Source organism: Pseudomonas sp. yb_5 (assembly GCF_043103865.1).
In the GTDB taxonomy this organism is placed as follows: Bacteria; Pseudomonadota; Gammaproteobacteria; order Pseudomonadales; family Pseudomonadaceae; genus Aquipseudomonas; species Aquipseudomonas putida_Y.
Genome location: NZ_JBICKE010000012.1, coordinates 35,132 through 48,355, shown reverse-complemented (window position 1 = coordinate 48,355; position 13,224 = coordinate 35,132). Strand labels below are relative to the sequence as shown.

Genomic DNA, 13,224 nt, shown 5'->3' with positions numbered 1-13,224 from the left:
AGCCCGCGAAGAGGCCAGTGCAGGCCAAACCAATAGAGGCACTGTGCCACTTTTTTTCTGACGCCAAGCCCCTGGCGTCATCACCCTGTCACAAAATCGCAATAACTTCAGGCGCCTACCTCTCCCCTGCGCAGGAAGTTCGCGGCTATGCGCCTGAAGTGGCTGACCAATTTCAACACCCTGTTGCTGGTGACCGTGTGTATCGCCTTGGGCGCCACCCTGTGGTGGTCGCAGCGCGCCCTCGAGCGCCCCTACCAGCTGATGGAGCGCTATCTGGGCCTGTCCCAGCAGTTCCAGAACCAGGCGGCGCGCAATATCCAGGCCTACCTGGGCAGCGGCGACGCCCTGCGCCAGGCCGCCGCCATGGAGGCGACCCAGCAGTTGCAGGCCGCACTGACGGACTGGCCCGTTGAGCTGGCCGAGAAGTTGCGCCCCAGCCTGGATAGCCTGCAGGCCTTCACCGCCAATGAACTGCTGGCCGCCGGCAAGCTGGCCGGCGACCCACAAGCCCTGCTGCTGCAAGCCGAGCGGGAGCTGGGGGCGAACTTCGAGCAGATGGCCAGCTACGCCCGCGACAGTGGCAACGCCGAGGCCAATCGCTACTTGCAGCCCTTGCTCGACGCCACCCTGCATCTGGGGCGGCTGTCATTGGCTCGCGACAAGCTGGTCAGCAGCGGCCGCCCAGAGCTGGCCGACGAGGTGGAGCGCGAACTGCAACTGATCCGCGCCCAGGCCCAGACGGTCGACGGCCTGCCACTGCTCGGCGTAACCCGCACGGCCGAATCCGGAGCCGACGACTTCGCTGCGATGATGGGCCTGGAATCCCAGAGCAGCGCCCAGCAGGAAGACATTGCCGTGGGCCTCAAGCGTGAATTGCAAAGCCTGCTCAACCGCTACCCGGCCGAACTGCAACGCACCCGCGAACAGATCGAGCGCCGCGCCGAGCTGGCCGCCACCACCGGCCAGCGCCTGGAAGCCGTACAACAGGCCATCGCCGCGCTGGAACCCGAAGTACGCGGCCAGCATGCGAAAATCGCTGCCGAGGTGCGCATCATCCAAGGCCTGATGATCGGCCTTATCCTGCTGATCGCCCTATTGATCGATACGCTGCAACGGCGCCTGGCCCGTACCCTGACCGGACTGGCCCCGGCCCTGTCACGCTGGGCCGAGGGCGATTTCGCCCAAGCCATCGCCCTGGGCAAGACCAACCGCGAACTGCACGACATCCAGGAGTCGCTCAACCGCCTGCGTCAGTACCTGGTGGAGCTGGTCGGCACCATCCGCCATAACGCCGAGCAGGTGGCCGGCAGCAGCCATGCCCTGGCCGGCATGAGCGCTGCGCTGCACGGCGGCGCCGAGCGACAGGCCGGCGATACCGGGCAGATCCGCGATGCCTTGGGCGAGCTGGAAGCAACCATTCAACAAGTGGCTGGTGATGCCAGCGCAGCCGCCGAGGCCAGCCGCGATGCCGGGCGTGCGGTGGAACAAGGCCAGGCGGTAATCGGCCAGAGCCTGTCGGGCTTGCGTGAACTGGTCGATGAAGTGCAAGGCAACGCCCGCATGATCGAGCAACTGGCGGAAGAATCGGCAACCATTGGCGGGGTGCTGACGGTGATCCGCTCGATTGCCGAGCAGACCAACCTGCTGGCACTGAACGCCGCGATCGAAGCGGCCCGCGCCGGCGAAATGGGCCGTGGCTTTGCCGTGGTTGCCGATGAGGTGCGCTCGCTGGCTCAGCGCACCACGGGGGCTACCGGCGAGATACAGGCATTGATCGACCGCTTGCAGCAGGCCGCCAGGAGTTCGGTGGCGGGGATGCGCGCGCAACTGGAACACGCCGAGGCCACGGCCAACCAAGCCCAGGCGGCGGATGGGGCACTGGATGAGATTGTCTGTGCCATTCGTACCATTTCCGATACAGCGGTGCGGATTGCCGATGTCACGGCGCAGCAGAGTGGCGCGGTAAGCGAGATTCGTGACCATAGCGAGCGGATTCACGAACTGGGTGAAGACAACCTGCAGCGCATTGGCGAGGGGCGTGAGCAAGGCGAACAGTTGCTGAGCCTGGGCGGTGAGCTGAACCGGGCGGTGCGAGCGTTCAGGGTCTGAGCCGGCGGGTGGTCGCCACGACAGGTGTAGCAGTTGGGTGGTGTTCGACGGGACATGTGCTGCGCCTGGGAGATCGAGCGCCGCCCGCGCGGCGCTTCGCGGGTAAACCCGCTCCTACGTTTGTTTCGGGCCAATTATTCCTGCGCATCCGTTATCATGCCGGGCACGTTCCACCTCGCGAGTCCGCCATGCGCCGCCTGTTTTTCATGCTGTTCCTGCTGCTGGCCAGCCCTGCCTTCGCCGCAGGCCTGCTCGACAACCGCCCCAGCGCCACCCTCGGCGCCGCTTCGCTGGCCAACAACGCCGACTTCCTGCCGGTACACGAGGCCTTCAAGCTCAACCTGGTCCAGGCCAATGCGCAAACCATCAAGCTGCGCTTCGTCGCCACCGATGGCTACTACCTCTACCGCCACCGCTTCCAGTTCCACACGGAACCGGCCGATATCACCCTGGGCACGCCGAACATCCCCAAGGGTGAGCCCAAGCACGATGAATTTTTCGGCGACGTCGAGGTGTACCACGGCGTGCTCGATATCGAGTTGCCGCGCAAAGACCCACGCGCCTTCACCCTGCTGGTGGGCTACCAGGGTTGCGCCGACAAGGGCTTGTGCTACCCACCGGAAACCGCACGCCTGAGTATTGATGGCGAAGGCGCTGCAAACGCGCCGGCCACCCGCGAGCACGGCTGGAACTGGAAGTCGCTGCTGCTGTTCTTCCTCGCTGGGGTCGGCCTGACCTTCACCCCCTGTGTCCTGCCGATGTTGCCGATCCTCTCCGGTGTGGTGCTGCGCGGCCAGGTTGGCGGCGTGCGCGGCCTGGCGCTGTCGCTGGCCTACGTGCTGCCAATGGCGGCCAGCTTCGCGGTACTCGGCGCACTGATGGGTCTGTTCGGTGCAAGCCTGAACCTGCAGGCGCGCCTGCAGTCGGCCTGGGTGCTGGTTCCCTTCGCGCTGTTCTTCGTGGTGTTCGCCCTGGCCATGTTCGGCCTCTTCGAGCTGAAGCTGCCCCAGGCCCTGAGTAACCGCCTGAACAACGTCGCCAACCACACCCGGGGCGGCTCGCTGCTGGGCGCAGCAGTGCTCGGTGTGCTCTCCAGCTTGCTGGTTTCTCCGTGTGTATCGGCGCCCTTGGCCGGTGCCTTGCTCTATATCAGTGCCAGTGGCGATGCCCTGGGTGGTGCGCTCAAGCTGTTCGCCCTGGGTTTGGGCATGGGGGCGCCATTGCTGCTGGTGGCCACCGGGGGCGCGGCCTGGCTGCCCAAAAGCGGCCCATGGATGAACACGGTGAAAAACGCCATCGGCGTACTGTTGCTGGGGCTGGCCATCGGCTTGCTCAGCCGTGTACTGCCAGGCCCTGTGACCTTGCTGCTGGTCGGTTTCCTTGCTGCGGGTGTGGCTCTGTTCCTCGGCGCCCTGGAATTCGTCGTCAAGACGACGCCCCAGCGCCTGGCGCAACTGCTCGGTCTGGCCTTGCTGGTGTACGCGCTGGCTTGCTGGTACGGCGCCCTCACTGGCCAGGGCGACCCACTGCGCCCACTGCCGGTTGCGTCACTGGCCGCCAGCGGCGGTCTGCCGGCAGCAAAAGCCGATGCCTGGCAGACCATCACTACCCCTGATGCGTTGGACGCAGCCCTGGCGCAGGCCAAGGCTGCCGGCCAGCCAGTGCTGCTGGACTGGTACGCCGACTGGTGCATCAGTTGCAAAGTGATCGAGCATGAGGTGCTCAATGCACCACAGGTGCAAACACAGCTGTCCGGCTTCAAATTGCTGCGTTTCGACCTAACCGAAAGTAATGCCCGGCAACGCAAACTGCTCGACCGCTACCAGCTGTTCGGCCCACCCGCCCTGCTGTTTTTTTCTGGGAACGGCAGCGAAATTACCGCTGATCGGGTGATTGGCGAGATAAATGCAGGTGAATTTGCGCACGTTCTGGCACGCGTGCGCGACAAAGTCGGTCTATAACTTCCCGCGAGCCCGGAAAAATCCTGAAATGAATGACCGGATTTAATCATCCGGTCACATACTTCGCGCGAACCTCGGACATCGTGCTGCCTATTGCCGGGAACTGGACACTTGCCGTCGCTTTACGGCACACTCGGCGCGCTGTGTCGAATTGCCCTACAAATCCAAGGAATCCGCAGATGGCAACGCTACTGGTGCTCCACGGCCCCAACCTCAACCTGCTCGGCACTCGCGAGCCGGGCCACTACGGCGCCGTGACCCTGGCTCAGATCAACCAGGACCTGGAGCAACGTGCCCGCGCCGCAGGCCACCATCTGCAGTACCTGCAGAGCAATGCCGAATACGAACTGATCGATCGCATTCACGCCGCACGCAACGAGGGTGTGGACTTCATCCTGATCAATCCGGCTGCTTTCACTCACACAAGCGTTGCATTACGTGACGCATTGCTTGCGGTGAGCATCCCATTCATCGAAGTGCACCTGTCCAACGTGCACAAACGCGAACCGTTCCGTCACCACTCCTACTTTTCCGATGTTGCCGTAGGGGTTATCTGCGGTCTGGGCGCCAGCGGTTATCGCCTGGCCCTGGAGTCCGCACTGGAACAACTGGCTGCCAACGCACAGCCCAAATGATGAAAACCCTGGCCTAAGTGGCCGGGGTTCGAGAGAAACGTTTCAGATACGTTTTTGTATTTCGCCCCCTGACCGAACCTTTGGGAGTTGATGATTAATGGATATCCGTAAAGTCAAGAAACTGATCGAGCTGCTGGAAGAGTCTGGCATCGACGAACTGGAGATCAAGGAAGGCGAAGAGTCGGTCCGTATCAGCCGTCACAGCAAGACTCCAGCTGCCCAGCAGTTCTACGCACCGGCGCCTATGGCTGCCGCCCCTGCCGCTGCTCCGGTCGCTGCTGCTGCCCCAGCCGCCGAAGCTGCTGCTGCTGCCCCAGCCCTGAAAGGCACCGTGATCCGTTCGCCAATGGTAGGTACCTTCTACCGCAAGCCTTCGCCGACCTCGCCTAACTTCGCTGAAGTTGGCCAGTCCGTGAAGAAAGGCGACACCCTGTGCATCGTCGAAGCCATGAAGATGATGAACCACATCGAAGCCGATATTGGCGGTGTCATCGACGCCATCCTGGTAGAAGACGGCCAGCCGGTTGAGTTCGACCAGCCGCTGTTCACCGTCGTTTGAATCGCGGAGAGCCAACGATGTCTGGGAAGCTCGAAAAAGTCCTGATCGCCAACCGCGGGGAAATTGCCCTGCGGATCCTGCGTGCCTGCAAAGAGCTGGGTATCAAGACCGTCGCCGTGCACTCCACTGCTGACCGTGAACTGATGCACCTGGGCCTGGCAGACGAGTCGGTCTGCATCGGCCCTGCATCGTCCAAGGATTCCTACCTGCATATCCCGGCAATCATCGCTGCCGCCGAAGTGACTGGCGCCACTGCGATTCACCCGGGTTACGGCTTCCTGGCGGAAAACGCCGACTTTGCCGAACAGGTGGAAAAATCCGGTTTCGCCTTCATCGGCCCGAAAGCCGATACCATTCGCCTGATGGGCGACAAGGTTTCGGCCAAGGACGCGATGATCAAGTCGGGCGTACCGACCGTACCGGGCTCCGATGGCCCACTGCCAGAAGACGAAGAAGTTGCCCTGGCGATTGCCCGTGACGTCGGCTACCCGGTGATCATCAAGGCCGCCGGTGGCGGTGGTGGTCGCGGCATGCGCGTGGTGCACAAGGAAGAGGACCTGATTTCCTCGGCCAAGCTCACCCGTACCGAAGCCGGTGCAGCCTTCGGCAACCCGATGGTTTACCTGGAGAAGTTCCTGACCAACCCACGCCACGTGGAAGTACAGGTACTGTCCGACGGCCAGGGCAACGCCATTCACCTGGGCGACCGCGACTGCTCGCTGCAGCGCCGTCACCAGAAGGTACTGGAAGAAGCACCAGCCCCGGGCATCGATGAGAAAGCCCGTCAGGAAGTGTTCAAGCGCTGCGTCGATGCTTGCATCGAGATCGGCTACCGTGGTGCCGGTACTTTCGAGTTCCTGTACGAAAACGGCCGCTTCTACTTCATCGAGATGAACACCCGCGTGCAGGTTGAACACCCGGTATCGGAGATGGTCACTGGCATCGACATCGTCAAGGAGATGCTGAGCATCGCCGCTGGCAACAAGCTGTCGTTCCGCCAGGAAGACGTGGTGATCCGTGGCCACTCGCTGGAGTGCCGGATCAACGCCGAAGACCCGAAGAAGTTCATCCCGAGCCCAGGCAAGGTGAAGCACTTCCACGCCCCGGGTGGCAACGGCGTACGCGTCGATTCGCACCTGTACAGCGGTTATTCGGTTCCGCCGAACTACGACTCGCTGATCGGCAAGCTGATCACCTACGGCAAGGACCGCGACGAAGCCATGGCGCGCATGCGCAATGCCCTGGACGAGATCGTCGTCGACGGCATCAAGACCAACATCCCGCTGCACCGCGACCTGGTGCGTGATGAAGGCTTCTGCAAAGGCGGCGTCAACATTCACTACCTCGAGCACAAACTGGCCAACCAGGAGTGATCGTGTAGTGTGATGTACCAGAACCCCGGCCCTGTGCCGGGGTTTTTTATTGCCTGCCAGAATCTGGGGCCGCGTCGCGGCCCTATCGCGACACAAGGCCGCTCCCACAGATTCCGCGCATGCCTCAGGACTGACGCCGTCTTTGTGGGAGCGGCCTTGCGTCGCGAAAGGGGCGCAGCGCGCCCCCAGGGCTCTACCCCTTCATCCGCGGCATGTCGATACGATGCTCATGCACTCGCCGATAAAGCGTCGCCCGCGAAATACCCAAAGCGCGCGCCGCATCAGCCGGCTTCCAGCGATGGCGGATCAGCGCGTCCAGCAGCAGCTGCCGGGCCGGGCACGACACCCCGCTTTCAGCCGAGCCAACCGCTTCACCACGCACCTCCTGCGGCAGATCCTGCAGCCGCACCTGCCCGCCCTCACTCACCGCACAGGCATACCGCAACACCTGCCGCAGCTGGCGCAAATTGCCCGGCCAGCGATAAACCAGCAGCGCCTGCAGCGCGTCATCCGCCAACACCACCTCCACCCCGCAAGCTGCAGCCTCTTCGGCCAGCAACTGATGAATCAGCCCCAACCGGTCATCACGCTCACGCAAAGGTGGTAGCTCGAAGCGGGCATTGGCCAGGCGGAAGTACAAGTCCTCACGAAATCGCCCGTCCTCAACCATCGCCGCCAGATCGCGATGGGTCGCACAGATCACCTGAATATCCACCCGCTCCCGCCGTGCCGCACCCAGCGGCGCCACCTCCCCCTCCGCCAGCACCCGCAGCAGGCGGGTCTGCAGGTTCAGCGGCATGTCCCCGATCTCGTCGAGGAACAGCGTGCCGCCATCGGCCTGCTGCAACAGCCCTTGCATGCCTTTGCTGGAAGCCCCGGTGAAGGCCCCGGCCACATAGCCGAACAACTCGCTCTCGATCAGGGTTTCCGGAATGGCCGCGCAGTTCAGGGTAACGAACGGGCCATCACAGCGCTGGCTTTGCTGGTGCAGTTGGCGGGCGAATACCTCCTTGCCGGCCCCGGTCTCACCCAGCACCAGCACCGCCAGGTTGCAATCCTTGACCCGAGTGGCCAGCCGCAGGTGCTGCTCGATACGGGTGTCCTGGGCCTGGCGTACAGGCTGCGCACGCTGGCGTTGCTGCGGTGCGCTGACCCGGCCATACAAACCGCCCAGACCGGGCAGGCGCTGGGCGGACGACGCGCTCACCCGGCGCAGCTGGTCGATGTCGAACAGTTCGCCAATGTGCTCGGGCAAACGCCCCAGGCGCTCCACCAACCGTTGCCGCGCCAGGCTGTTGATCGCCTGCAAGCGGCCATCGGCATCCCAGGCAAGCAGATAGTCGGGCTGGCTCTCCACATAGCCGGGCGTGCCATGGGCGCGCATCACCCAGTGGCCTTGGGCGCTGTGCATGAAGAAGGCGTTTTCGATCTCGCGGGCCGTCTGCTCGACCAGTTGGCGGATCAGGTGCTGGCTGCGCCGATCGTCCGGCGACTGCAAGGCCGACACATCGACCACGCCCAGCAACTCACCCAACGGGTCGAACACCGGCGCCGCCGTGCAGGTCAGGCCAATGAAGGCGGCGCGAAAGTGATCGCGCTTGTGCACCGTGACCGGGGCCTTGCTGGTGAGCACTGCCGCCACACCGCATGTGCCCTCCTCACCCTCCGACCAGCAGGTCCCCAGATACAGCCCGGCCTTGCGACAGTCGTTGCGGATGGCCGACTCGACCCGGTAATCGATGGTGCGCCCTTGGGCATCGGTCAGCAACACACAGTAGTCAGCGCCGCGTACCCGCTCGTGCAAACGGGCCACGGCATCGCTGGCGATACGCAGGAACAGCTCGGCGCGTTCGCGGCATTCATTGAGCAGGCTTTGGGAAAGGATACGCGGCCCCTGCTGGGAACCGGGGTCGAGACGGTACACATCCATGGAGCGGCGCCATGAATCGAGGATCAGCGGTGGTACCGGCGCCTGCGGCAGGCGGTCGGCATTCTTCAACACCCTGCTGACGCAGTCCACATGGGCTCGGGAGTTCGCGGCAAGCATTCAGGCCCTCCGGTTCTCATTACTGTTTTTATCGTTGTCCGGCCATTAAGCGCCTCTGGGCATGCCCCGACAAGCACTGTGTGATTACCGGCCGGCTTGAGACGCAGCGTCTCAGCGTCTCGGCAACGCAGGCCTGGCGCTGGCACCCGGCGTCTCGCCGCCACACCCGTGAAGCCCTCACCGATCACGACCAGAGCCCTCTAGCCCGGCCACTTCAGCCATCGCGAAGAAAGCTGGCACCCCGCTTGCTCCTGCCCTTGCAAACAAAAAATACGAGGTGCGCCATGCCGCTACCCGCCCCGATTGTCGGGATCATTGCCAACCCTGCCTCTGGCCGCGACCTGCGCCGCCTGACCGCCAATGCCGGGCTCTATTCGAGCACCGACAAGGCCTCGGCCATCCAGCGCCTGCTGGCCGCTTTCGGTGCCACCGGCATTGGCCAGGTGTTGCTGCCCAGCGACATGACCGGCATCGCTGCCGCGGTGCTCAAGGCCAGCCAAGGCCCGGGGGCCCGTGACCAGCATTGGCCGGCCATCGAGATACTCGACCTGCCACTGACCCAGACCGTGGCCGATACCCGCCTGGCTACTCGGCGCATGGTCGAGCGCGGCGTGGCGATGATCGCCGTACTGGGCGGGGATGGCACCCACAAGGCGGTCGCCGCCGAGGCCGCTGACGTGCCGCTGCTGACCCTGTCCACCGGCACCAACAACGCCTTCCCCGAACTTCGTGAAGCCACCAGCGCGGGCCTGGCCGGTGGCCTGCTTGCCAGCGGCCGGGTACCGGCAAGCATCGGCTTGCGCCGCAATAAACGCTTACTGGTGAACGTGCCAGAACAACAGCTGGCCGAATGGGCCTTGGTCGAGGTGGCCGTGTCGCCGCAGCGCTTCATCGGTGCCCGTGCGCTCAGCCGCAGCGAGGATCTCTGCGAAGTCTTCGCCTGCTTCGCCGAACCCCACGCCATCGGCCTGTCGGCCCTGTGCGGCCTGTGGTGCCCCGTGTCACGCCAAGACCCGCACGGCGCCTGGGTTCGCCTGGCCCCCGGCGCCGAACAGGCGTTGTTGGCGCCGTTGGCGCCCGGCCTGCTGCAAGCCTGCGGCATCTCTGCCTGCGGTGCGCTGACGCCCGGCGTCGCCCATCGCCTGAGCCTGGCCAGCGGCACCCTGGCCCTGGACGGCGAACGCGAAATCGAATTTGCCGAGCATGACACGCCCACCATCACCCTCGACCACCAAGGCCCACTCAGCGTGGACGTCGAGGCCGTACTGGCGCATGCCGCCCGCCACCACTTGCTGGCCGTCCCGCGCGGCCACCGCCTGCACCCTGCAAACCCGTGTTGAGACAACCCCGGAGAACAACAAGATGTCCAATCAACTCAGTACTGAACAACTGCTGCATGCCTATGAAGTCATGCGGACCATCCGCGCCTTCGAAGAACGCCTGCATGTGGAGTTCGCCACCGGTGAAATTCCCGGCTTCGTCCACCTGTATGCCGGCGAAGAGGCCTCTGCCGCCGGGGTCATGGCCCACTTGCGCGACAGCGACTGCATCGCCTCGACCCACCGCGGCCATGGCCACTGCATCGCCAAAGGCGTGGACGTGTACGGCATGATGGCCGAGATCTACGGCAAGAAGACCGGCGTGTGCGGCGGCAAAGGCGGCTCGATGCACATTGCCGACCTGGAAAAGGGCATGCTCGGTGCCAACGGTATCGTCGGCGCCGGCGCACCACTGGTGGCCGGGGCGGCGCTGGCGGCCAAGCTCAAGGGCCGCGATGACGTGTCGGTAGCCTTCTTCGGCGATGGGGCATCCAACGAGGGCGCCGTGTTCGAAGCCATGAACATGGCGTCGATCATGAACCTGCCCTGCATCTTCGTGGCCGAGAACAACGGCTACGCCGAGGCCACCGCCTCCAACTGGTCCGTCGCCTGCGACCATATTGCCGACCGCGCTGCCGGCTTCGGCATGCCAGGCGTCACCATCGACGGCTTCGACTTCTTTGCCGTATACGAGGCCGCCGGCGCCGCCATCGAGCGCGCCCGTTCCGGGCAAGGGCCGTCGTTGATCGAGGTCAAGCTCAGCCGTTACTACGGCCATTTCGAAGGCGATGCGCAAACCTACCGCGCCCCTGATGAAGTGAAGAACCTGCGTGAATCCCGTGACTGCCTCATGCAATTTCGCAACAAAACCACCCGCGCCGGCCTGCTCACGGCCGAGCAACTGGACGCCATCGACGCCCGCGTCGAGGACCTGATCGAAGACGCCGTTCGCCGCGCCAAGTCCGATCCCAAGCCACAGCCCGCCGACCTGCTCACCGACGTCTACGTCGCCTACCCCTGAGCCGCGGAATACAAGAACAACAGGAGAACCACCATGGCAAGAAAGATCAGCTACCAGCAGGCCATCAACGAAGCTCTGGCCCAGGAAATGCGTCGCGACAACACAGTGTTCATCATTGGCGAAGACGTCGCCGGCGGTGCCGGTGCGCCCGGGGAGGATGACGCCTGGGGTGGCGTGTTGGGCGTGACCAAAGGCCTGTACCACCAATTCCCCGGGCGCGTGCTTGACGCGCCGCTGTCGGAAATCGGCTACGTCGGCGCCGCCGTCGGTGCTGCCACCCAGGGCCTGCGCCCGGTGTGCGAACTGATGTTCGTCGACTTCGCCGGCTGCTGCCTGGACCAGATCCTCAACCAGGCCGCCAAGTTCCGCTACATGTTCGGCGGCAAGGCAGTGACCCCGCTGGTGATGCGCACCATGTATGGCGCCGGCCTGCGCGCGGCCGCCCAGCACTCGCAGATGCTCACCTCGCTATGGACGCACATCCCCGGCCTGAAAGTGGTGTGCCCATCCTCGCCTTACGATGCCAAGGGCTTGTTGATCCAGGCGATCCGCGACAACGACCCGGTGATCTTCTGCGAACACAAGCTGCTGTACAGCATGCAGGGCGAGGTGCCGGAAGAGGTGTACACCGTACCGTTCGGCGAAGCCAACTTCGTGCGCGATGGCGACGACGTGACCTTGGTTACCTACGGGCGCATGGTGCATGTGGCGCTGGAGGCCGCCAACAACCTGGCCCGTCAGGGCATCGACTGCGAAGTGCTGGACCTGCGTACTACCAGCCCGCTGGACGAAGACAGCATTCTGGAAAGTGTGGAGAAGACCGGCCGCCTGGTGGTGATCGATGAAGCCAACCCGCGCTGCTCGATGGCCACCGACATCAGCGCGCTGGTGGCGCAGAAAGCTTTCGGCGCACTCAAGGGCCCGATCGAAATGGTCACCGCGCCGCATACCCCGGTGCCGTTCTCCGACGCCCTGGAAGACCTGTACATCCCTGACGCGGCGAAGATTGAAGCCGCCGTGCGCAAGGTGATCGAAGCCGCAAGGAGTGCCGCATGAGCCAGATCCATACCCTGACCATGCCCAAGTGGGGCCTGTCGATGACCGAGGGCCGGGTGGACACCTGGCTCAAGCAGGAAGGTGACGAAATCAGCAAGGGCGACGAGGTGCTGGACGTCGAGACCGACAAGATCAGCAGCAGCGTCGAAGCGCCGTTCAACGGCGTGCTGCGCCGCCAGGTGGCCAAACCGGATGAAACCCTGCCCGTCGGCGCACTGCTGGCGGTGGTCGTCGAAGGCGAAGCAGAAGAGGCTGAGATCGATGCTGTGGTACAGCGCTTCCAGGCCGAGTTCGTCGCCGAAGGTGCGGCCGACCAGAGCCAGGGGCCGGCCCCACAGAAGGCGGAAGTAGGCGGACGCCTGCTGCGCTGGTTCGAGCTGGGTGAAGGCGGCACACCGCTGGTGCTGGTACACGGTTTTGGCGGTGACCTGAATAACTGGCTGTTCAACCACCCGGCACTGGCTGCAGAACGCCGGGTCATTGCCCTCGACTTGCCGGGCCACGGCGAGTCGGCCAAGGGCCTGCAACGGGGCGACCTGGATGAGCTGAGCGAAACCGTGCTCGCCTTGCTCGACCACCTGGACATCGCCAAGGCCCACCTGGCCGGCCATTCCATGGGCGGCGCCGTCAGCCTCAACGTGGCGCGCCTGGCCCCGCAGCGGGTGGCCAGCCTGAGCCTGGTGGCCAGCGCCGGTCTGGGCGAAGCGATCAACGGGCAGTACTTGCAAGGTTTCGTCACCGCGGCCAACCGCAATGCACTCAAACCGCAGATGGTGCAATTGTTTGCCGACCCGACGCTGGTCACCCGGCAAATGCTGGAGGACATGCTCAAGTTCAAGCGCCTGGAAGGTGTGGACCAGGCCCTGCAGCAGCTGGCAGGCGCGCTCGCCGACGGCGACCGGCAGCGCCACGACTTGCGCGGGGTACTGGGCAATCACCCGGCACTGGTGGTGTGGGGTGGCAAGGATGCGATCATCCCGGCCAGCCATGCCGAGGGCCTGGAAGCCGAAGTACTGGTGCTGCCAGAGGCCGGCCACATGGTGCAGATGGAGGCGGCCGAACAGGTCAACCAGCAACTGCTCGCATTCCTGCGCAAGCACTAAGCCCTTTTCGTGAGCCTGGAGAACAACAATGAATGACCTGA

Annotated in this window: 10 protein-coding genes; 9 read left to right on the top strand and 1 reads right to left on the bottom strand. The window is 64.3% G+C overall.

Annotated features, from left to right (window positions below; genetic code table 11):
- The first annotated feature begins 147 nt into the window (after positions 1 to 147).
- The 5 genes from ACF8GF_RS01415 (at position 148) to accC (ending at position 6,637) form a co-directional block, all read left to right on the top strand.
- Complete coding sequence (locus tag ACF8GF_RS01415) at positions 148 to 2,109, top strand: methyl-accepting chemotaxis protein (protein ID WP_339535090.1); 1,962 nt, start codon at positions 148 to 150, stop codon at positions 2,107 to 2,109.
- Between the two features lie 188 nt (positions 2,110 to 2,297).
- Entirely contained in the window at positions 2,298 to 4,070 is a 1,773-nt protein-coding gene (locus ACF8GF_RS01410) for a protein-disulfide reductase DsbD (protein WP_392487552.1), read from the top strand.
- A 179-nt stretch (positions 4,071 to 4,249) separates the two neighbouring features.
- The gene (aroQ, locus tag ACF8GF_RS01405; protein ID WP_003255330.1) at positions 4,250 to 4,705 is read left to right on the top strand and encodes a type II 3-dehydroquinate dehydratase; all 456 of its coding nucleotides are present in this window, start codon (positions 4,250 to 4,252) and stop codon (positions 4,703 to 4,705) included.
- A gap of 97 nt (positions 4,706 to 4,802) precedes the next feature.
- Entirely contained in the window at positions 4,803 to 5,264 is a 462-nt protein-coding gene (accB, locus tag ACF8GF_RS01400; RefSeq protein ID WP_176684382.1) for an acetyl-CoA carboxylase biotin carboxyl carrier protein, read from the top strand.
- 17 nt (positions 5,265 to 5,281) lie between these two features.
- Complete coding sequence (gene accC / locus ACF8GF_RS01395; protein ID WP_003255333.1) at positions 5,282 to 6,637, top strand: acetyl-CoA carboxylase biotin carboxylase subunit; 1,356 nt, start codon at positions 5,282 to 5,284, stop codon at positions 6,635 to 6,637.
- Between the two features lie 193 nt (positions 6,638 to 6,830).
- On the opposite strand, the gene ACF8GF_RS01390 is transcribed toward accC, so the two are convergent.
- Entirely contained in the window at positions 6,831 to 8,684 is a 1,854-nt protein-coding gene (locus ACF8GF_RS01390) for a sigma-54-dependent Fis family transcriptional regulator (RefSeq protein ID WP_064492936.1), read from the bottom strand.
- Between the two features lie 284 nt (positions 8,685 to 8,968).
- Here ACF8GF_RS01390 and ACF8GF_RS01385 point away from each other — a divergent pair, with 284 nt between their 5' ends.
- The 4 genes from ACF8GF_RS01385 to ACF8GF_RS01370 are packed head-to-tail and all read left to right on the top strand — an operon-like array spanning position 8,969 to position 13,183.
- Positions 8,969 to 10,024, top strand: coding sequence for an ATP-NAD kinase family protein (locus tag ACF8GF_RS01385; protein ID WP_176684380.1), 1,056 nt, complete (start codon positions 8,969 to 8,971; stop codon positions 10,022 to 10,024).
- Positions 10,025 to 10,046: 22 nt separating this feature from the next.
- Complete coding sequence (locus ACF8GF_RS01380) at positions 10,047 to 11,024, top strand: thiamine pyrophosphate-dependent dehydrogenase E1 component subunit alpha (RefSeq protein ID WP_010951830.1); 978 nt, start codon at positions 10,047 to 10,049, stop codon at positions 11,022 to 11,024.
- 33 nt (positions 11,025 to 11,057) lie between these two features.
- The gene (locus ACF8GF_RS01375) at positions 11,058 to 12,080 is read left to right on the top strand and encodes an alpha-ketoacid dehydrogenase subunit beta (RefSeq protein WP_274148801.1); all 1,023 of its coding nucleotides are present in this window, start codon (positions 11,058 to 11,060) and stop codon (positions 12,078 to 12,080) included.
- Positions 12,077 to 13,183 carry an acetoin dehydrogenase dihydrolipoyllysine-residue acetyltransferase subunit gene (locus ACF8GF_RS01370; RefSeq protein ID WP_392460582.1) on the top strand — a complete coding sequence of 369 codons (1,107 nt, stop codon included), beginning with the start codon at positions 12,077 to 12,079 and terminating at the stop codon, positions 13,181 to 13,183. The genes ACF8GF_RS01375 and ACF8GF_RS01370 overlap by 4 nt, the downstream gene beginning before the upstream one ends.
- The last annotated feature ends 41 nt before the right edge of the window (positions 13,184 to 13,224 follow it).